This is a genomic window from Paenibacillus sanguinis 2301083 = DSM 16941, assembly GCF_000374825.1.
Lineage (GTDB): Bacteria > Bacillota > Bacilli > Paenibacillales > Paenibacillaceae > Fontibacillus > Fontibacillus sanguinis.
This window is the reverse complement of the sequence record NZ_KB895376.1, coordinates 503,432-523,430: the sequence shown is the minus strand read 5'-3', so window position 1 is coordinate 523,430 and position 19,999 is coordinate 503,432. Positions and strand designations below refer to the sequence as shown.

Sequence of the window (19,999 nt, the reverse complement as noted above, 5' to 3'; positions counted from 1 at the left end):
GGAAGGCTGAAGATAGATGATTTTAATAAATGGAAATTTTACCTGATATATGCAACTGATTTGTTGTAAGAGGGGTCTTTACTTTTACATGGACATCCTGTATGATGCTGATAGGCAGATGAAATCGCTTTATTCCGGAATAGGCAAAAAGATGTCTTCATAAAATTTAACTTCATATTTCCCAAGTGTGTTACTGATAATGCAGGCAAGGCTTGGATAAAGTATGGAATGGTACATGTGATGTGCTGTCCCCTACTTTATTCAAGCCTTTTTGTTTTCAAAATTATTCAGGAAGAGAGGATCACAATGAACTACAAACAGACAGCAGCTAACATCCTAAAGGGTGTTGGCGGGCATGAGAATATTGAAAATGTATACCACTGCTCTACAAGATTAAGATTTACACTAAAGGACGATGCTAAAGCCAATAAGACAGAGATAGAAGCCATCGATGGAGTCATTGGCGTCGTAAATAGTGGCGGACAATTTCAGGTTATTGTTGGGAATAACGTGAGCTATGTTTATAAGGAATTAGGATCGGGCGTTCCAGGAGGAACCGAAGGATCCTCTGGCTCCAGTACACCATCGGCCAAGAAGAAATTTAGTGCCAGCTCCATTTTTGATATTATTTCAGCTATATTTCAACCGCTGGTTCCTGCCGTATCTGGAGCAGGGATGCTTAAAGTCGTTCTGTTGCTTTGTACGATGACGGGAATCTTATCTAAGGATTCACAAACCTATAACATACTTAACAATCTGGCAGACGCAGCATTTTATTTCCTGCCTATTCTGGTGGCTTATTCGACGGCAGTTAAGTTCAAATCCAGTGTGCCTTTGGCGATGGTAGTGAGTTCTGCACTGCTGCACCCTAAGATTACCGAGCTGCTCACCGCAGGTGAACCGCTCAAGTTGTTTGGTATTCCAGTAACCCCGGCCAACTATGGTGGACAAGTAGTACCGATTATTTTGATTGTCCTGTTCATGGGCTATATTCAACGGTTCGCTGATAAAGTCTCACCTAATGTAGTAAAGGTGTTTCTTAGTCCGCTGATCGTGATTTTAATTACAGGGCCGGTAGCATTGTTGGCGCTGGGACCGATTGGTGTTTTTCTGGGTAATGGATTGACACAGGGAATTCTGCTAATTCAGCAGCACGTTGGCTTTATTGCAGTCGCGATTCTGGCGGTATTAATGCCCATCTTTGTATCATTGGGCATCCATAAGGTTTTCATTCCGATCATGGTTTCAACCATTGCCAACCCGGGGTATGATATGCTGATTCTGGTTGCGCATCTGTGCTCCAACTTTGCCCAGAGTGCGGCGTCGCTTGCCGTAGCAACGCGCGCCAAGAGCAAGTCTTTGCGTCAGCTTGCTGTCTCGTCAGCGGTAACGGCCTCCTTTGGTATTTCCGAGCCGGCGCTTTACGGAATTACGATGAAGCTGAAGAAGCCCCTATATGCTGCTATGGCCGGGGCGGGGATTGCCGGGATATTTGCCGGTCTGATGCAGCTGAAAGCCTATGTTCCTGTAGGCCCCGGGTTTGCCTCACTCCCGATGTTCGTCGGGGAAGGAAATAACTTCCTTATCGCGATTTTGACGCTGGTTATTTCATTTATAGCTACATTCATTATCGCTAGGATTGTTGGATTTAATGAGCCTGCGGATCCAGACGTACAAGCTGTGAAAAGCCCCCCGGTTTCCGAGCCGAAGACGGGTGCATTCACCCAGCCGGAGTCCGCAGTCAAGCAGCAAACGGTGGAGCTGTATGCCCCGATTCAGGGCCAAAGCGTTCCGCTCAGCGAGGTGTCAGATGAAGTGTTTTCCCAGGAGATGATGGGGAAAGGGGTGGCCTTTATACCTGAGCATCCTGTTCTTTATGCGCCTATGGACGGTACGGTTTCTCCGCTGTACAAGAGCAAGCATGCTCTGGGTCTTGTCTCGGATAATGGCGTGGAGTTGCTGATTCATATCGGCATCGATACCGTCAAGATGAAGGGCGCTGGCTTCAAGGCTTTTGTCAATACGGGAGATACTGTCTCCAAGGGAGACAAGCTGATTGAATTCGATCTGAATGCGATCAAGGAGTTTGGTCTGGACACAACAACGATGATGGTTATAACGAATACGGAGCATTTTTCCAATATAACGCCAACTATTTCGCCAAAAGTCCAGCCTGGCGATGTGATCATGACTTTAACAAAGGGAGAGGTCTAGGATGACTAACTTATATCAATTCCCGGAAGGATTCCTCTGGGGAGGAGCAACAGCGGCCAACCAAATTGAAGGGGCCTGGAATGAGGATGGCAAAGGAGTCAGCACTCTCGATATGTATACCGGGGGCTCCATCAACAAGAAGCGCAGAATTACTTTAGAATTGGACCCGGCAGAGCGTTACCCTACTCATGAGGCGATTGATTTCTATCACAGATATGAAGAGGATATCAAGTTATTTGCCGAGATGGGCTTCAAAGTGTTCCGGTTCTCTATCAATTGGACGAGAATCTTCCCCAATGGGGATGAATTGGAGCCGAATCAGCAGGGTCTTGAGTTCTATGATCGCATCTTCGCGGAGTTGAAGAAATACAATATCGAGCCTTTGGTTACGATTGCGCATTATGAATTTCCGTTTCACCTTTCCAAGACGATTAATGGCTGGGCGAGCAGAAAAATGATTGATCACTATTTGCGTTATTCCGGACTCATTATGGAGCGGTATAAAAATGATGTTAAATACTGGCTGCCATTTAATGAGATCAATTGCATTACCTTGCCGCTAAAAGCCTATCAGGCAGGGGGCATTATATATGATGAGAGCGGCGAATTAATTGATTTGACCAAAGACAATGCCCAATTGCGCTTCCAGGCGCTGCATCATCAATTTTTGGCTTCGGCCTTAACGGTCAAAAAAGGCAAGGAGATTAATCCGAATTTTCAATTTGGCTCAATGCTGACCCACTTCACGTTTTACCCGCTGACATGTAATCCGGAGGATATCATGCTGGCGACACGTGAAATGCAGATGAAAATTTACTTTTGCTCCGATGTGCTTCACCGTGGATACTATCCATCCTACTCCCGGCTCTTCTTCCAGCAGGAGGGAGTTGACCTCCATATGGAGCCTGGGGATGAGCAAATTTTGCGTGAGGGAACGGTGGATTTTACGTCCTTCAGTTACTATATGTCGGTCTGCGTAAGCTCCGATCCGAATCAGGAGCAGACAGGCGGGAACCTGTTAGGGGGAGTTAAAAACCCTTACCTGCAGGAGAGCGAATGGAAATGGCAGATTGATCCGATTGGACTGCGTTACACCCTGCATACCTTGTATGACCGTTACCAGGTGCCATTGATTGTGGCAGAAAATGGACTGGGTGCCGTGGACACCGTGGATGAGCATGGGAAGATTAATGATGATTATCGAATTGATTATTTAAGAAAACATATCAAGGAAATGAAGCAGGCCATTGCTGAGGGCGTGGACTTGATTGGCTACACAAGCTGGGCGTGTATCGATTCGGTCTCCCTGGGTACGGGTGAAATGAAAAAACGCTATGGCTTCATTTATGTGGACAAGCACGATGATGGTACCGGGAGCTTGAGACGAATCAAGAAAAAATCGTTTGACTGGTACAAGGAAGTCATTGCAAGCAACGGAGAGAAGCTTTAACTCCAGCCAGATGGACTCAGGGCCTGTGATCAAGGCCCTGAGTTTATGCATGTTAAAGGAGGCAGCTTAATAATAGTCATGAAAATTATTAAAATTCTGAATAACAGTATTGTCCTTGCCGTGAAGGATAGTGGGGAAGATGTTGTGGTCATGGGCAAAGCCATTGGCTATAACAACAAGGTAGGCAATCGCATCGACTCTTCCCAGGTGGAAAAGGTATATGTTCTTGAGGATCAGTCCGTGTCGCAAAATCTGATTAAATTGCTGGAAAATACTCCTCCAGAATACCTGGAGATTACCCGGAGAATCGTTGAGGTGGCGGAGAAAAAGTTAGGGGTAAAGCTTTTTGATTCCGTTTATGTGTCGTTAACAGATCACTTGCATTTAGCGATAGAGCGCTTCAAGTCGGGAATTACATTGCAGAATCGGCTGCTGTGGGAGGTCAAAAAGTTTTATCCCAAGGAATTTGAGATTGGTCTGTTAGCCCTCAATGAGATCGAGAAGAGTCTCGGACTGAATCTGCCCGAAGAAGAGGCGGGCAATATCGCCTTTCATATCGTGAATGCGCAAAATAGCGAAGGGAATTTGCAGGACATCATTTTTGCGACCACCTTTGTCAAGGACGTCACAAAAATAATTAACCACTTCTTCGCCATAGAACTTGATACTAATTCTATCAATTACTCACGCTTTGTGACACATTTGCAATTCCTGGCTCAGCGTTTACTAGATGATCGAGCTGTTGATTCCGGTGATTTCTTCCTTTATGACAACATCAGTTCAACCTTTGCTAAGGAGCACCAATGCACGCTTGTGATCACATCCTATATTGAGAAGACGTTCAAATTTAAATTAACGAAGGAAGAGCAGATTTATCTAACGATTCATATAAGTCGTCTGCTGATGAACGAGACGAAGATGTAGAAGAGCCGCAGTCAGCATAGTGCGGCTCTCATATTTATGATTTATTCCAGGATAAATCTGGTCGTTCCTACGTTGTATGGTGGTAAGGCGGATACCGACCACTGCCAGCCTTCCGTCAACTCGACCAGACTCAAAAAATAGCCGTGACCAGCCCCGGTGTCTATACCTAGCTTGCCCTCCCCAAACCACAAGTGGTCTGGCTGCAGGCCAAAGCGGTAAGTAGAGGTATGGCCAAATACGACGATTTTGCCCGGCGGGCCGGGGGCCTTGAAGAAGGGCTCGCGTATCTCTGTTAAATCCTCGGGAGTTTGTTCCTCTAGTGAAATGCCTGGCCGCAAGCCCGCATGAACAAACAGAAAACGTTCATAATCTGCCCATAGCGGCATCCTGGCGATCAACTCCTGGTAATAGGTTGAAGCCGCTCTAGGTTCAGCGGTATTGCTTGGCACTTGGTTCAGCCACTTGCGCTCGTTATTTCCCTGAAGGGCGATGGCTCCATCTGTACATAGCTTATGCACCAGATCTAAAGTGCCTACAGAATCCGGCCCTTTATTTACATAATCACCGAGCAGGAATAGCCGATCTGTTTGTGGATTATACCCTGCAAGATTCAGCAGATATTCCAGCAAATGACCATAGCCGTGAATATCGGAGACAGCAAACACTCTACTCATCGCCCGCCATAGCGCGAGCTGCATACAGCATGACATTCTGCGCAGGAACCCGAAGGGTCAACCGGGCGCCCGGCTCTAACCTCCTGTCATGAAATAAATGGAGAGATTGCCCGTCATCGGTCTTCACAATGAATCTCCATCTTGTGCCCTCATAGATGGCCTGTAACAACTCCGCTTCAAATAGATTATCATTAGTCGGCAAATGATCCTGACAAACAGCAAGGTTCTCTGGATGAAGCATCATAACTCCTTCTCCTGAATAGGCGCCGGGAGTTATCTGCACTCCCTGAATCGGGGTGTCTGCTGCCAGCGTAGCCAGCTTCCCGTGAGCTGCAAATTGAACTCTTAATCGGTTGTGATAGCCCATCAGTTGCGCTACCCACGGGGTAGCTGGACGTTCAAACAACTCATCTGGCGTTCCGATTTGATCAATGCGGCCTTCCCGGAGCACCAGAATTCGATCGGCGATGGTGAATGCCTCCATGCGGTCATGCGTTACATAGAGAGTGGCAATAGACAGTTCTCTGAGCAGACTGGCCAGCTCCCCGCGCATATCTGTCCGCAGCTTGACGTCCAGATTGGACAACGGCTCATCCATTAACAGCAGCCGGGGGCTTGTCGCTAGTGCCCGTGCGATCCCTACCCGCTGCTGTTGGCCGCCGGATAGCTGGGCTGGCAGCCGTTCCAGCAGTCCGTCCAGCTTCAGTAGCGATTGCAAATGCTCCAGACGGCTTGGCATTTCGGTTTTGTTGACTTTGCGCCGTTTCATACCGTATTCAATATTTTGCCGCACGGACATATGCGGCCACAGGGCATAATCCTGGAATACCATATTAATGGGTCGATGTTCAGGAGGCACATAACGTCCCTTTCCCTTTTCTACGGTAACCCCGTTTATTTCGATCTCACCATCATCAATCCGGGTCAATCCAGCTACAAGCTGGAGCAGCGTCGATTTCCCGCAACCGGATGGACCCAGGATACAGATGCGTTCGCCCTCTTGGACCTCGAATGAAATGGGCTTTAGCACTTGCTGCGCGCCATATGCTTTTGAAACGTCCTTCAGCTTTAAAATCATACTCAAGTGAATAACCCTCCTACACTATCTCTTGGTTGCGTTGACCGTCCAAACGTCGAAATAGCCATTTTCCCGCTGCTTGCAACGCCACAATCAGCAATACAACGACCAGGCAGCTGACTACAGTAGCAGCAGTTGCATACCCGTATCTGGAAAATTCAAAGGCCCGATCAATGACTAGCGGCATTAGCGAGTAATTCGCGGGCTTCAGCATGGAAGCCAGAGCCAGATCGAAGATACTAGTGCCAAACGAGGCCAGCGTGGCCATGAGCAGCGACTGACGTACGAGCGGCAGTACAATGTGCCGCATTCGATCCAACACACCCGCCCCCTGAATGGCCGCAGCCTTGAGCATGGTGCCTGACAGTGCTCCGAACGAACCCATTTGCACGCGCACTGCGTAGGGAATGGCTCCGGCAATTCCGGCAATGACCAGTAATGCCGGTGTGCCATACAAGTGAAGGCCTAGTGGCTCCAGCCACTTTTGATTCCAGATGAAGATATATCCTATCCCGAGTACAACCCCTGGAACAGCCAGTGAAATGACGGAAAACAATTGCAGTGCCGACTTGAAGCGTGATTCCGTGAAGCTTAATACATAGGCAGTGACGAAGCCGATTAACATGCTGAATACAGCTGCGGCCGCTGCAATCGTTAACGAATGATAGAGTCCCTCTACATACTCAAGCAACCGATGATCACCAGCTACGCCGTTGAACAGATTAAAGTAATGCTCCAGGGTCAGATTTCCTGCGGCAAGTCCTTCTCCCATCTGTTTAAGCAAGGATACCGCAGCGCTGGTCCCTATCGGGATGCCTAGACAGATAAGCAGGAATCCGCCAATCACAAGGTTGTAGGCCCAGGCATGCCGGGGCTTCTCTCTAACCGTTCGGACGGCTTTGGCGTTCAGGAAGTCAAAGCGCGAGCGGCGTAAAGCGAAGAATAGCAACGCCATGGCAAGAGCGAGCAGAATAACAAGATAAAAGGCTAACACTCCAGCCATATCAAAACGAACAGGCGATTGATAAATAGCCGAATAAATGGAGTAGGTCAACGTCGGGAATTTATAGACGGTCGCGAGAGCGGCGGGAAGACCGAAATCCCCGATGGTATCCATAAATACCAGCGTCCAGCCAGCAAGAAAAGAAGGCAGAGCCAGAGGGAAATCGACGGTTCTCCAGACGGTAAAAGGCTTGGCGCCGTTCAGTCTGGCTGCTTGGCCAAATTGCCGGACATTCCATTCTGTGGCGGAAACAATTGCCAAATAGGCCAGTGGAAATTTGCTGAGCGCCATAACAAAGACAAGCCCGGATGGCTGGAAAATAAACGATGTGACCCAGGTCCAGCCAAGCCATTGATGGACCAGACCGTCGGCATTGGCGAACAGCACCCAACCTTGAGCAATCATAAACGATGGAGCGATCAGCAACAGCCAGGCTGCTGTATCCAGCAGCCGGCCAGCCGCGAAATTCCATCTGGCACGCACCGTGGCGAGAGCCCCGCCTATCATGGTTCCAAAGGTAGCGGAGCCCAGGGCGAGCAATACCGAATTCCAGAGCGACTGCCGCCATAGTGGGCGGTGAAAAATTTCAGTAATGAGGCCGAACCCGCCATATTCCAGCTTTCCAAAGAAAAAGCCAGGAAAGACAACATTAATGAGAACAGCCAGCAGTGGCAGAAAAATGAAAAGGAAGAGGAGGAACGTAACCGTGCCTCCCCAATGTGCTTCCGTAGATTTCATCTTAAGGGCTCCTACTTTACGTTTTGATCGGCGAACCAGGTTTTGATTTCAACCTCATGCTCTGCTGCCCATTCGGCTGATGGCAACAAGAACTTACCGTTTGGTTCACGTTCGGTTCGCCCTTCAACACCTTTAACCAGCGGGGTGAAGAAGCTTTGTGTAGATTCGAGCTCGGTCAGCATTTTCTGGGTTTCCGGTTTAAGCATATATTCGACAAAGGCCTTGGCTGCTGCCGGATTTTTCGTGTCCTTACTGATGGCAGCAACGCGCAAGCTTCCCGGTGCGCCTTCCTCCGGCCAAATAACTTCAACCGGCTCGCCCGTCATTTTTAACTCATAAGCATTATGCTCTTGCAGGGCGGCTACCTGAATTTCTCCGCTGAGCAATGCCTTGCCAACCGGACCATTCTTGGGATAAATGTGCAAGCCATCCTTAAAACGTTGAGCGTATTTGGCCTTTCCTTCTTCAATTCCCCATTTCTCGAACAAAGCAGATACAAGCGGATAAGCAGGGGCGGCGACTGCCGGATCAGCATGTCCAACGGGGCCCTGGAAGGCAAAGAATTCATCCCAGGTTTCAGGCGCTTGATCAGCAGTGACCAGCTTTGTGTTATAGGCGATGACACCGGAGGCGTGCAGGCCTATTGGGAAATAAGCGAGATCGCTTGGAACGTACGAAGTGCCAAGCTCAGACAGATTGGCAAGATTATCCGGCTGCCAGCCGGTTAGCAAAAAGTCGCGGTCGGCTAAATTCCGTACGGAGCCGTGCCCGTCCATCATCAAGACATCCCATTGCGGGTTGCCTTGCTCAGCCTCAATTTTGGCCAATGCTTCGCCACCGCCGTAGTGAACGGCTTCTATTTTGTAGCCGGTCTCTTCCGCAAATTTGGGCGCAATGAAGTCAACAAAATCGTTGCCGTATAAATAAATCGTTTTGCCCGTGTCTTCAGAAGTCCCTGTGGACGGCTCCGTTGAAGTCGTCTCTTGTGGAGAATGATTAGCTGTTGACTGGCCCGCGTTCTTATCGTTGCCCTTCAAGTCACCGGGGTTATTCCCGCAAGCCGAGAGCAGCAGAATGACGGATACGAGCACCATCATTAGTAGACTTTTGTTCTTGCTGTTTGTTTTCATGTCACCCTCCAATTTGTGTATTAAATTTAATTTCTTTCGCTTCTTTGTTTACTACTCCAGTCTATCCAGCTCGTATCATCCAAAAATTAACCCCACGTTAATATAAAGTTAAATAAAATCTATAATATATAAATTAAGATTGATAATATCAATCTTATATTTTGAACGATCATCTATAGGGGGAGCTCTTATGAACTTGCAGCAGTTGAGAGCCTTTGTACTGGCCGTTGAACTGCAAAAGCTGTATTTAGTGGCGCAAAAGCTAAACATTACACAACCAACGGTGACCTTCCATTTGAATAAGCTACAAGAAGAAGTTGGGGTATCCCTGTTCCATACAAAGTCGTACCACGTGATTAAATTGACCGAAGCAGGGAGAGCCTTCTATCATTATGCTGCTCAGATCAGTGCGTTATCTGCGGAAGCCGAGTCAGTCATGGCCGTGTATCAGGGAGTTCACGCGGGGAAGCTGGCGATAGGAAGCACGCATACACCTGCTACATACATGCTCCCACCACTACTGGAGCGGCTTAAACAAAGCAATCCTGGTCTAGCCATTCTTCTCGACGTCAGACCGGCCCCTTTTATCCTGGAGAAAATCAAAAAATACGAGCTTGATCTGGGTATCATCTCGCAGACCTCCATTGAGGATCCTGATCTCATTGTGCTGCCGCTGAAGAGGGATGATCTGGTTCTTATTTGTTATCCCGGGCATCCGCTTGCTGCCATAGAGGAGCTGTCGCCCGAGGATATAGCTTCTTACCCTTTCATCTCCCATGAAGAAGGCTCAATCAGCCGCAGGCTCATTGACAGCTGGGCGGATCAACAGGGTATTCCATTAAATATAACCATGGAGGTATCCAGCTCCGCAGCGCTGAAATCAGCCGTCATGCATGGAATCGGTTTCGGCATGGTTGCCGAGGCAGGTATTGGGACGGAGCAGGCCGAAGGACATTTGATTGTCCGGAGAATTCCTGGCTGGGCGGAGCAGCGGTTCATCTATGCTGTGCGTCATCGGAATAAGCTCGCCAGCCCGGCGATGCGAATGTTCTGGAGGGCTATGGAGGAGGAGTGGGAGGGCAAGCGCTGACTGGGGAAAAAAGAGGTGTATCATTGAGTACAATGACGGTAGCCGTTCCTGATGGAACAGCACCGTTTTTTATACTTCTTTTAGCTTTCAAAATACTTTGCTGGAATATAAAAATAAGCAGGGCGCTCTCCCCGTTGTGCAATAAGTGACACATCGAGCAGATCCTTTATTATTTTTCTTATCGTGGCAGGCGATTTGCCGAAAATATCGGAAAGCTCCTTAATCGTAAGACCCGTATGGGAATCAAAAAAATGATTTTGAGCCAGAGTAAACATCAGCTCTTTATGGCTCTCCGTCAGTTCCTTCAATTTGGCTTCTTCTCTAAGCTTCTCCGCTGCCATCAGCAACAACTGACTTTTTTCCTTGAGCTCGCTGTTCATTTGCTCCAAGGTATCAATCATAATTTTAAGGAAGCATTCAATAAAATGATTCATTTCTCCATGGCTGCGAATGCTATTCGCGATTTCAAAGGCCTCCAGATATTTATGTTTATAGATGTTGCACCCTCTGGACAAGGATAGTGTTGAAATACTTCCTAATCCTTTGGTCAAATACATACTGCTGATAAACCGGGAGGTCCTTCCGTTTCCATCATAAAACGGATGGATATAGCCGAAATAGAAATGCCCGATAGCTACTTTAATTAGATGGGGAACCTCATGGTTGTCATTCATAAATTTCAGCCAATGCTGGGTTAAGTTGATAATTTCAGATTCCGGGGTAATTCCTTCATGAATTACTTTTCCCGATCCTGACTTTTTTAGAAGATAAGTAGCTTCTGCTCGGAAAATAGCTCCATCCGGCAGCTCGTGTGCTGCAATCTCCCCATTTGTTATATCATCATAAATTTGCCTAATGTCCTTGGGGGTGCTTGGCAAACGAACATCATCACTTAATAAATGAAAGTATGACTTGATCATACTATCGAATCTTTGGTTGGTTTTCTTGTTAAGTAAGACCTCCCGGGTGCTTCGGGCAATTTCTTCCCGGGTGCTTGTGACCCCCTCAAGCTGATTGGTATTATACAATTCATCAATTAAACATTCATGAATGAATTGTTGCTGCGCTACAGAAGGTAGTGTATTAAAGGTTTGGGCCAATAGATTAGAAGTAATATGTAAATCCTCAATCATATGCAACATACCATTGGATGGAATATAAAACAATTCATAGGTGTGACGCTGATTTATGGGCTTAATGCTTAAATCTACATGGATAGCCATCTCAGAGTGGAACCGGGCATCATAGGTTTTCTCGAATTCGCTAGCGCTCTTCTCATGAAAAACCTTGTGTAAGTATTTCATTCTCCTCCTCCTCCCTAATGAACAGATAAAGCAAATAAATGTATTTAGAATATATCGTGGTCAGTCCTATGTGTCAATTATGCTATTTTTTATTATATTAGACAGGATATCTATTTGCTAAACCTTCGCCGTTGCTTTCATCGGTTCTCTCCCTGCCCGGTTAGTAAAATATCCTCATCACAAATCGACATGCTCAAAATTTATTTTATAACCTAAATTAGGTATTTTATATCTATTTTCCTAAATATTACAACTATATAATTGCCCTGTAATAAAATTTTGTATGTGGAAAGGGAGATCAATTTGAAATTGAAGAGTTGGATTTCAGGTTTGATTGCAACAGCTTTATTATTCGGAGTAAGTAGCACAAGTTTCGCTGCAGAAAGTTATGCAAAAGTTGAACTTCAAAGTAAAATCACGAGTAAAACAAAGTCACTTTACACTTCTGAAGGAGGTCTTCTCGGTACTGTTGTTAGAGACACCACCGTGACTATTTCAAAACAAGGTAAGGATGTTTTGTTTTCTGTAACAGAAAAAAATGATTATGAACTAGTACCTAAATTCAAAGCTATTCCAAAATATCAAACTAAATTTGCTGATGGAACGAAGACAAATAATTTTAGAATTTCTGATAATAAACTTTATCTCAATGGCAAATTAGTAGATTAAAATGAAGGCGCCATGACTCTCGCTGCTGATACTGGAGGAGTATCTCAATACAGTCACTATTATAGCAACGATGCGTGTAGCTGACGCATATGATTATGTAAAACGACTCTAAGATGAAAGTAGAATTATTTTTAGACATAATGGTAATAGTTACTTACCATTATGTCTTTTGTATTGGAGGGAAGGATAATGTTAATAGTTCTCAGTCGTCTTTTGCATCTATTTATTTTTGGAGTGCTAATTTTTCGATATAGTAAGCAGAGATTTAAAAAACATAATTTTGAAAATGCTTGTTTGATAACTATTTCAGGAATATCACTTACAGTATTCGAAAGAGAATACATGTGGTTTTATCCGCTGTTAGTAATAGAGATATTACTATTTTTAAATTACATTGTTAGATCGTTCTTAGAAAATAAATAGTTTTCAAGGTGTTCTGGACGGTAGCATGATCGATTTTTTACCTATATCAGTTGAACTTAGGTTAAAGAAGTCTGCTTATCAGAATAATTACTGCAATTATACCAACTAAAATCAATGGATTTGTAACTTATCTCCAAAATTTCAAAACAATCAGACTCAATGTAATCGCCGGGATTGTTCCCATCCCCTTTATCTGTCCTCTCCCTGTCCGGTCTGTGGCCTGTGCTTGTCCGTTTATAGGCCGATGGCGGCCGGAATTCCGCGATACAATGATAGTGTAGAAGAAGAAGGATACAACAACATATAGCTTGTGCAGGGCCGTGAATGAGACTTTCACGGCCCTGCTGCTTTCTCGCCGGTTCCAGGTATTGGACCGGCTGTTTGTGTTGGCGGGACCCCTTGCATCGGTTCATAGAACCAAGGCAGGCGCTATAGAGGAAGGGCGACCTTAGCATGAGGCAAGTCGAGGTCCCTCACAGAACAAATGGGAGTGAAATATTTGGAGCCAGGCGGGGAGAGCAAATGCCAAGCGAGATGGAAGGCAGGTGAGGAGTTTATTTTGACACAGATGACTTTGAATGACGTTGTACAGAGCCTGGCTCATGTGCTCACTACCGGTATCCCGGAGATTCCCGTGCATACGGAGAAGCAGCCTGGGGACGCGGAAGGACCTTACTTGTTCGTACAACTGGCGAAGTCGGAGCAGAGCCGTGAGCTCCATCGCAGGTACAAGCGAACCCATTCGCTTGAAGTACACTTCGTCCCAGGCGGGGCCAATAGCCGGGTTTCTACCTATGAGATGGCGGAGCGCCTGTATGAGCTGCTGGCTGATTTTGGCACAGGCGATGGTCTGATGTCGGGTGCGGCCCTGGCAGCACAGTGGCAGGAGGATGGGCGGCTGCTTGTGCAGCTGACATTTACTCAAATTGTCTGGTCGCAGGCCAGCGAAGAGATCAAGATGGGAACGCTCCGGCAGGAGGGAGAGCTTAAAAATGGTGTTTAAGAAAAAAAAGGCGGACCAGCCTGTGCAGCGGACCTTTTCCAAGGCACAGCTGCTGGCAGCTAACCGTTTCAGTGGTGTGGAGAAGGATATTTTGCACGTCGCACTGACGGATGAGGCTGTTTATACGGCGGCTCAAGCGGAGCAGGCCGTGCAATCATTTATTCAAAGAGGAGTGAAGAAACATGGCTAATGGCACATGGACAACGCAAAATAAAGTATCGCCGGGGACATATATCAACTTTAAATCGGCGGCCCGTGCAGTGGGTACCGTGGGGGAACGAGGGGTGGCTGCTTTTCCGACACCATTGCCTTGGGGTCCTGAGGGAGTAATCCAATTGGAGGCGGAATCCTTCCTGCAAAATGCAGAGAAGCTGCTGGGCTTTGGAGCAGCCGATGCCAGAATCCGTCATATCGCAGCCGCTATGGCTCATGCCAGCCGAGTGCTCATTTATCGGCTTGGCGCCAAGGATGCTGAGCAGGCCAAGGCTACGGTGGGTGAACTGACCGTTACGGCCAACTACGGTGGTACGCGTGGTAACGACCTGCAGATGATTGTACAAGCTAGCGTCGATGAGCCAAATCGCTATGAAGTGCGCACTTTGCTGGAAGGCGAAGAAGTAGACGCGCAAATCGCAGGCTCTATTGAAGAGTTGACGAACAACGATTTCGTTACCTTTACCGGTAGCGGGGAATTGACGGAGACGGCCGGAACAGCGCTTGCGGGCGGTGTGGATGGTCCGGTAAGCAATGGAGAATGGACGGCAGCGCTGGCAGCTTTGGAAGCCGAAGAGTTCGACGTGCTGGGCGTGCCAACGGATGATGCGGCAATCAAGCAGCTGGCGGTAGCTTATACGAAGCGCCTGCGTGAGCAAGAGGGCAAGAAAATCGTTACCGTACTTTATAACCATTCTCAAGCCAATTACGAAGGGATTATCAGCTTGAAGAACAGCATCATTACGACAGATGGCGTAACCGTGGAGCCTATCTATCTGCTGTGGGAAATTACCGCCATGGAGGCCGCCGCCAATGTCAACGAATCCCTTACGTATACGGAAATCCCGAATGCAGCGGACGTATCGCCTAAATTGACCTATAGTGAAATGATCCAGGCGCTGCAAAACGGGGAGCTGGTGCTTACGGCCTCAAACGGCAAAGTGCAAATCCAGCAGGATATCAATACGCTGACCACCTTTACGCCGGAAAAAGCCAAGCATTTCAGCAAAAACCGCGTGGTTCGGGTGCTGGATACGATTGCGCGTGATCTGCAACGGACCTTTGCTTCGAGTTACCTGGGCAAAATTGGCAACCATGCGGATGGCCGTAATTTGCTGAAGGGCGAAGTGCTGAGCTACCTCGGCAGCTTGCAGGGCATTGGGGCGATCCAGAATTTCGATGCGGAGAGCGATCTTGAAGTGCTGCCAGGCAACGAAGGCGATGCCGTCGTGATCAACCTGAACGTACAGCCGGTGGACAGCATCGAAAAAATCTACATGACCGTGACGGTCAACTAAGGAGGATGAAATCATGGCAGGCTCTTTTTTTAATGTGAAGGATGCGGTAAGTGGCAAGCAAGCCAAGGCATTTATCAAAATCGACGGACGTACGGAAGAATTGTTTTATGCCAAAACGCTGGAATCTACGATTGAGAAGACCAAGGTAGACGTGCCAACCCTGGGCAGAACCAGCACACCCCAACGTTCAGCGGGTTGGAAGGGTACGGGGACGCTGACGATTTATTATGTTTCTTCCTTCTTCCGTAATCTGATGCAGGATTATGTCAAAAACGGGACGGACTTCTGGTTCGACCTGATGATCACCAATGAGCAGCCGGGGAGCGCTGCGGGCAAACAGACGGTATTCCTGCGCGGCTGCAACATCGACAGCATTATCGCGGCTAAATTTGATGCGACGGCTGACGACATGCTTGATGAAGAAATTCCGTTTACCTTTGAGGATTACGACATTATTGAATCGTTTGGCACCGTTCAGCCAAGCAACTAAACCAATTCAGGAGGAGATTCACGAATGAGTGCATTAACTGCTTTTTTTGCCCAAAATGCCGCCGCCGGACAGGTGGAGGAAGTCGTCGTTTCCGATCGGTTCAAAGATGAGCATGGAGCTGCCGTGCCTTGGCGGCTCCGCAGCATGACGGAGGAGGAGAACGAGACCATTCGTAAATCCTGCCAGCGCAAGGTGAAGGATAAGGGTGTAGTCAGCTACGAGACCAATACAGATGAGTATTTGGCCAAGCTGGCGGTCGCCAGCGTGGTGTTCCCTGATTTGAAGAACGCGGAGCTTCAGCAATCCTATCAGGTGATGGGCGCCGATCAATGTCTGCGCAAGATGCTGCTGCCGGGTGAATACGCTACGCTGGTGCAGAAGGTGCAACAAATTAACGGCTTCGACAAGAGCATTAATGAGCTGGCGGACGAGGTAAAAAACTAATCGACGAGGGCGATGGGGAGACGACCTGCGCCCTCTTTGCCTTAAACCGCTTCAACCTGATGCCATGGGAATTCGCTGCCCTGGGCATCAGGCAGAAGGCGGCTTTGGTCGCGATGATCCAGGAGATCATCAAGACGGAGAAGAAAGCAGCGAAGAGAAAGTGAATTTCCTGCCAGGAAAGAAGGTGAAACCTTGGCAAGTATTAATTTAATGCTTCAACAAAATACGCTTTTTCAAACCTATCTTCAGCAACAGAATGTAGCTATTGCTAATTCAAATATTGTGTTTCAACAAGTTAATAATATCAATCAAGCCCAGACCAAGCTAAATAAGACCATGGAGGATTCAACCAAGAAGGCGAATGCATTCATGGACATCTTTAATGGTCCGGCACTTGGGAAAATAGCGAAGTCAGGCAGTGCAATTCTGGGAAGTATGTTTAAAGATGGTGCGGATCAACAATCTGTTTTGGACAACATGTCCCTTCGAGCCGGAAGCTCGGGCGAAGGACAGGCCATCTTTGATCAAACAGCAGCGCAGGCTCTGAAATATGGTCAGGATGTGAAGACTGCTTTGGCAGGAACGCAGGGGTTCATGGCCAGCACCACCGACCCGGCCCAGCTGGAGCAACTGAACATGCTGGCGATGCGTATGTCGCAATTAAATCCTGACAAGGGATTAACAGGGGCCACCGATGCGCTATCCAAGCTGATGACAGGCGATAGCAAGTCCTTGGGGGAGGATTACCAATTTAAGGCGGGAGATCAGGCCTCGTTATCCACCGCATCCAACGCGGGAGATATTAACGGCATGATTGCGGCGATGGATACGCTGCTGAACAAGCAGGGAATTACGCAGGCTGCATTTGATACGATGTTAGATTCACCCGCCGTGAAATGGAAGAGCGTAGTGGATGGCTTTAATTTCCAATTAGCCTCTTTAGGACAGCAAGGATTGACCGCTCTGGGTCCGGCGATTGACTCACTCTTAGGGATGCTGAACAGCGAAGCGTTCAATCAGTTCATGAGTGGAGTAGGCGCAGCCTTTGGCTTTGTGGGCTCCCTTTTGGGTGATGCCATGGCAGGGGTTGCCTCCTTTGTAGGCTCGTTAACTTCAGGTGGCTCCTCTGCGAACATGATACTCATTGGAATGGGAGTAGCACTAGCTGCATTGGGCGTCATGCTATGGGCCATGGTGGCTCCGGTGGTCGCACAGGCTATTGCTTGGTTAGGTGTGAATTGGCCTATTCTGCTGGTTGTAGCTGCCATTGGGTTAATTATTGGGGCTCTCATCCAGTTTGGAGTGTCTGTGGAGTCTATCGTTGGCTTTGTTGTGGGCTTATTTTATGGCTTATATGCTACTATTTATAACTACGTTGCTATCTGCATCAATTTATGGATTTCCCTTGCAGAATTTCTAATCAATACTTTTGAAAATTCGATGTATAACATTAGGAAGTTTATCTTTGATATGGGACTGTTCTTTGGCGAACACATGTATAAAATGCTCCTAGCAGCAGAGGATTTTGCCAGCGGATTTGTGAGTATCATCCTGGACGCGGTGAATGGAGCCCTTGGAGGCATTAATTTACTCATTGAAGGGTTCAATAAACTGACAGGTTCTAATATTTCAGTCATTTCATTACTTAAGAAACCCGACATGCATATGTTGAGCGATAAGCTCAGAGTTAAGCTGGACAGTATGGTAGCTCCGGAGGCTCCAGGCGAGTCGACTCAACTGGGTAGAATGGAAACCAAGGATATACTAGGAGCCTTTAATCAAGGCAACCAGGCTGGGAAGAACCTCGTGAGTAAGGGAACGGATTTTCTCGATTCGGCAAAATCCAAGCTTGGAAATAATCAGGAAGAGATGCTCCCAGGCAGCCCAGGTACCAAGGATGCAGCTCAGCTAGGAACCCAGTTAGGAACTCAGCCAGGCATGAATATTTCTCAAATCGGGAACGTTGGTCAAGTCGGCAGTGTAGATCGCATTAATGAGACGGTGGATATTTCTTCGGAAGACCTCAAAATGATGCGTGAACTGGCAGAGGTAACTGCTATTCAGAACTTTACTACGCTGACACCAACGGTGACAGTCAACACAGGGCCGGTCTCCAAGGAAGTCGACATTCACACGATCGTGACGCAAATTGAACAGGTATTGGAAGAAGATATCGCCAACAGCGCAGCGGGGGTGTATGCATGAGCTATACATTAATGCTGTCCTATAACAATGGGGAGGAAAAGATTTTTTTACCGGTGCTCCCTGAGAAAATTGAAGTGAACCAAAGCGGCAACAGCAAAAGCTATGATATCTCCCAGCTTGGCGAGGTTCAGGTGCAAACGGGACATAAGCTGCTGGATATCTCGTTCTCCGGTATTTTCCCGGCACGCCCCCTATATGTAAGCGGACAGGAGCGAGGTGTCTTTCGTGAACCCGTGGATTATTACAAAACATTGGAGAACTGGCTATCTTACCAGAAGCCGATTCGCCTGACCTTTATCGGCTCCACACTAAATCTTAATCTGCCGGTGAGCATTGAGAGCTTTACGTATTCGGAATCAGGCGGGGCGGTTGGCGATATCAGCTATACCTTGAAGTTAAAGGAGTACCGCTTTTATGCCGCAAAGAAGACGTCAATAGAACAGCCGGGGGGGCCTGCAACCGCGGCTGCTCCGGCGGCAACAAATGCTCCAGCCCGGCCCGATACCAGAGTACAGCCGAAAACCTATACGCTGGTATCCGGCGACAGCCTGTGGAAGGTAGCGCAGAAGGTGCTGGGCAGCGGTGCTCGCTACAAAGAAATACAAAAGCTCAACGGCATTCAGGACAGTGAACTGCGCCGGTTGCCTGTCGGCAAGGTGTTGAAGCTGCCATGAGAAGAGGTGAGTCGTATGCTGCAAGTTTTACTGGATGATACGCTGGGCTCGGTCTGGGATATATCCGAGCTGGTCACAGAAGCAACCTGGAAAACCACGCGGGTTATTCAGCCAGGAAGTCTCGATTTCCGTATGATTGCCTCCACGCAGATCACCGTGGCTAACGGCAATATTGTCCGCGTGAAGTGGGATGAAGTTCCGTTGTTTTATGGATATGTCTTTTCCGTCAATCGCGGGCAGGGTGAGGAAATTTCGCTCAAATGCTATGACCAAATGCGTTACTTGAACGCTAAAGACACTTATGTGTTCAAGAATATCACTGCCGCAGCCGCCGTGAAACGGATCACTGATGATGTAGGCCTGAAATGGGGACATATTACGGATACGAAGTATGTTATTCCAACGCTGATGGGCGATGGGAAGAAGCTGCTGGATATCCTGTCGGAAGCTTTTGACAAAACGGTTATTAATACCGGTATTATCTATACGCTTTATGACGAGTTCGGAGCACTGGCCGTACGGGATTGTGCCAAAGAGATGAAGTTGAATTTGCTGCTGGGTGATCAAAGTCTGCTATACAACTACTCCTATGAGCAGAGCATCGACAGTGACACGTATAACTACTTCAAACTGGTGCAGGACAACAAGGAGACCGGGCATCGTAATGTGTACGCAGCCAAGGATGAAGCCAATATCGCCAAATGGGGCAAGCTCATTTATTACGATAAGGTGGATGACAACCAGAATGCGGCTCAAATTAACAAGCTGCTGGACATGCTCCAAAAGCTGAAAAACCGCGAGACGCGGCGGCTTAAGCTCGATGTGCTTGGTCAGCCGCAGCTTCGTGCGGGCTGTCTGGTTGGGGTGAACATCAGCACCCTGGGGATGAATCAGGACTTCCTGATTGACGAGTGCTCTCACCAATTTCGTGGGGGCGAATATACCACTTCTATAGATTTGAAGGTGATTTAATGG

Annotated in this window: 18 protein-coding genes; 13 read left to right on the top strand and 5 right to left on the bottom strand. The window is 47.7% G+C overall.

Annotation, left to right across the window (positions count from 1 at the left end):
* Positions 1-306: 306 nt before the first annotated feature.
* From C557_RS0102455 to licT, 3 genes are all read left to right on the top strand, one after another.
* On the top strand, positions 307-2,214 hold the full coding sequence (locus tag C557_RS0102455; RefSeq protein WP_018750235.1) for a beta-glucoside-specific PTS transporter subunit IIABC: 1,908 nt from the start codon (positions 307-309) through the stop codon (positions 2,212-2,214).
* 1 nt (position 2,215) lies between these two features.
* On the top strand, positions 2,216-3,664 hold the full coding sequence (locus C557_RS0102450) for a glycoside hydrolase family 1 protein (RefSeq protein ID WP_018750234.1): 1,449 nt from the start codon (positions 2,216-2,218) through the stop codon (positions 3,662-3,664).
* A gap of 78 nt (positions 3,665-3,742) precedes the next feature.
* Positions 3,743-4,588 carry a BglG family transcription antiterminator LicT gene (licT, locus tag C557_RS0102445; protein ID WP_018750233.1) on the top strand — a complete coding sequence of 282 codons (846 nt, stop codon included), beginning with the start codon at positions 3,743-3,745 and terminating at the stop codon, positions 4,586-4,588.
* Between the two features lie 41 nt (positions 4,589-4,629).
* On the opposite strand, the gene C557_RS22815 is transcribed toward licT, so the two are convergent.
* The 4 genes from C557_RS22815 to C557_RS0102425 are packed head-to-tail and all read right to left on the bottom strand — an operon-like array spanning position 4,630 to position 9,211.
* Positions 4,630-5,286, bottom strand: coding sequence for a metallophosphoesterase family protein (locus C557_RS22815; RefSeq protein ID WP_240472902.1), 657 nt, complete (start codon positions 5,284-5,286; stop codon positions 4,630-4,632).
* Positions 5,255-6,340, bottom strand: coding sequence for an ABC transporter ATP-binding protein (locus C557_RS0102435; RefSeq protein ID WP_040676286.1), 1,086 nt, complete (start codon positions 6,338-6,340; stop codon positions 5,255-5,257). The genes C557_RS22815 and C557_RS0102435 overlap by 32 nt, the downstream gene beginning before the upstream one ends.
* A gap of 19 nt (positions 6,341-6,359) precedes the next feature.
* Positions 6,360-8,081, bottom strand: a complete 1,722-nt coding sequence (locus tag C557_RS0102430) for an ABC transporter permease (RefSeq protein ID WP_018750230.1) — start codon at positions 8,079-8,081, stop codon at positions 6,360-6,362.
* A gap of 11 nt (positions 8,082-8,092) precedes the next feature.
* Complete coding sequence (locus C557_RS0102425) at positions 8,093-9,211, bottom strand: ABC transporter substrate-binding protein (RefSeq protein WP_018750229.1); 1,119 nt, start codon at positions 9,209-9,211, stop codon at positions 8,093-8,095.
* Between the two features lie 190 nt (positions 9,212-9,401).
* Between C557_RS0102425 and C557_RS0102420 the strand changes: the two genes are divergently transcribed.
* A complete protein-coding gene (locus C557_RS0102420; protein WP_018750228.1) occupies positions 9,402-10,301 on the top strand; it encodes a LysR family transcriptional regulator in 900 nt (299 codons plus the stop codon).
* Between the two features lie 80 nt (positions 10,302-10,381).
* On the opposite strand, the gene C557_RS0102415 is transcribed toward C557_RS0102420, so the two are convergent.
* On the bottom strand, positions 10,382-11,524 hold the full coding sequence (locus C557_RS0102415) for a Fic family protein (protein ID WP_169338198.1): 1,143 nt from the start codon (positions 11,522-11,524) through the stop codon (positions 10,382-10,384).
* Positions 11,525-11,914: 390 nt separating this feature from the next.
* Between C557_RS0102415 and C557_RS0102410 the strand changes: the two genes are divergently transcribed.
* The 9 genes from C557_RS0102410 to C557_RS0102365 all read left to right on the top strand — a co-directional run bounded on the left by C557_RS0102410 (position 11,915) and on the right by C557_RS0102365 (position 19,996).
* Positions 11,915-12,274, top strand: a complete 360-nt coding sequence (locus C557_RS0102410; RefSeq protein ID WP_154656108.1) for a hypothetical protein — start codon at positions 11,915-11,917, stop codon at positions 12,272-12,274.
* A 922-nt stretch (positions 12,275-13,196) separates the two neighbouring features.
* Positions 13,197-13,700, top strand: coding sequence for a phage tail terminator family protein (locus C557_RS0102400; protein WP_026263257.1), 504 nt, complete (start codon positions 13,197-13,199; stop codon positions 13,698-13,700).
* Positions 13,690-13,890, top strand: a complete 201-nt coding sequence (locus C557_RS0102395; protein WP_018750223.1) for a hypothetical protein — start codon at positions 13,690-13,692, stop codon at positions 13,888-13,890. Before C557_RS0102400 ends, C557_RS0102395 begins: the two co-directional genes overlap by 11 nt.
* Positions 13,883-15,211 carry a phage tail sheath family protein gene (locus C557_RS0102390; RefSeq protein WP_018750222.1) on the top strand — a complete coding sequence of 443 codons (1,329 nt, stop codon included), beginning with the start codon at positions 13,883-13,885 and terminating at the stop codon, positions 15,209-15,211. Before C557_RS0102395 ends, C557_RS0102390 begins: the two co-directional genes overlap by 8 nt.
* A 13-nt stretch (positions 15,212-15,224) precedes the next feature.
* Positions 15,225-15,701 carry a phage tail tube protein gene (locus tag C557_RS0102385; RefSeq protein WP_018750221.1) on the top strand — a complete coding sequence of 159 codons (477 nt, stop codon included), beginning with the start codon at positions 15,225-15,227 and terminating at the stop codon, positions 15,699-15,701.
* A gap of 24 nt (positions 15,702-15,725) precedes the next feature.
* The gene (locus C557_RS0102380; RefSeq protein WP_018750220.1) at positions 15,726-16,145 is read left to right on the top strand and encodes a phage tail assembly chaperone; all 420 of its coding nucleotides are present in this window, start codon (positions 15,726-15,728) and stop codon (positions 16,143-16,145) included.
* A gap of 192 nt (positions 16,146-16,337) precedes the next feature.
* Complete coding sequence (locus C557_RS0102375; protein WP_018750219.1) at positions 16,338-18,350, top strand: rhomboid family protein; 2,013 nt, start codon at positions 16,338-16,340, stop codon at positions 18,348-18,350.
* Positions 18,347-19,024: a LysM peptidoglycan-binding domain-containing protein gene (locus tag C557_RS0102370; protein WP_018750218.1), complete on the top strand. Its 678-nt coding sequence runs from the start codon at positions 18,347-18,349 to the stop codon at positions 19,022-19,024. The genes C557_RS0102375 and C557_RS0102370 overlap by 4 nt, the downstream gene beginning before the upstream one ends.
* Before the next feature lie 15 nt (positions 19,025-19,039).
* A complete protein-coding gene (locus C557_RS0102365; RefSeq protein ID WP_018750217.1) occupies positions 19,040-19,996 on the top strand; it encodes an XkdQ/YqbQ family protein in 957 nt (318 codons plus the stop codon).
* The last annotated feature ends 3 nt before the right edge of the window (positions 19,997-19,999 follow it).

Excerpts from the sequence above, each read along its gene's own strand:
- C557_RS0102425 (WP_018750229.1), bottom strand. The coding sequence starts at position 9,211 with ATGAAAACAAACAGCAAGAACAAAAGTCTACTAATGATGGTGCTCGTA.
- C557_RS22815 (WP_240472902.1), bottom strand. The coding sequence starts at position 5,286 with ATGCAGCTCGCGCTATGGCGGGCGATGAGTAGAGTGTTTGCTGTCTCC.
- licT (WP_018750233.1), top strand. The coding sequence starts at position 3,743 with ATGAAAATTATTAAAATTCTGAATAACAGTATTGTCCTTGCCGTGAAG.
- C557_RS0102395 (WP_018750223.1), top strand. The coding sequence starts at position 13,690 with ATGGTGTTTAAGAAAAAAAAGGCGGACCAGCCTGTGCAGCGGACCTTT.
- C557_RS0102385 (WP_018750221.1), top strand. The coding sequence starts at position 15,225 with ATGGCAGGCTCTTTTTTTAATGTGAAGGATGCGGTAAGTGGCAAGCAA.
- C557_RS0102455 (WP_018750235.1), top strand. The coding sequence starts at position 307 with ATGAACTACAAACAGACAGCAGCTAACATCCTAAAGGGTGTTGGCGGG.
- C557_RS0102380 (WP_018750220.1), top strand. The coding sequence starts at position 15,726 with ATGAGTGCATTAACTGCTTTTTTTGCCCAAAATGCCGCCGCCGGACAG.
- C557_RS0102420 (WP_018750228.1), top strand. The coding sequence starts at position 9,402 with ATGAACTTGCAGCAGTTGAGAGCCTTTGTACTGGCCGTTGAACTGCAA.
- C557_RS0102450 (WP_018750234.1), top strand. The coding sequence starts at position 2,216 with ATGACTAACTTATATCAATTCCCGGAAGGATTCCTCTGGGGAGGAGCA.
- C557_RS0102430 (WP_018750230.1), bottom strand. The coding sequence starts at position 8,081 with ATGAAATCTACGGAAGCACATTGGGGAGGCACGGTTACGTTCCTCCTC.
- C557_RS0102370 (WP_018750218.1), top strand. The coding sequence starts at position 18,347 with ATGAGCTATACATTAATGCTGTCCTATAACAATGGGGAGGAAAAGATT.
- C557_RS0102390 (WP_018750222.1), top strand. The coding sequence starts at position 13,883 with ATGGCTAATGGCACATGGACAACGCAAAATAAAGTATCGCCGGGGACA.
- C557_RS0102435 (WP_040676286.1), bottom strand. The coding sequence starts at position 6,340 with ATGATTTTAAAGCTGAAGGACGTTTCAAAAGCATATGGCGCGCAGCAA.
- C557_RS0102365 (WP_018750217.1), top strand. The coding sequence starts at position 19,040 with ATGCTGCAAGTTTTACTGGATGATACGCTGGGCTCGGTCTGGGATATA.
- C557_RS0102415 (WP_169338198.1), bottom strand. The coding sequence starts at position 11,524 with ATGGCTATCCATGTAGATTTAAGCATTAAGCCCATAAATCAGCGTCAC.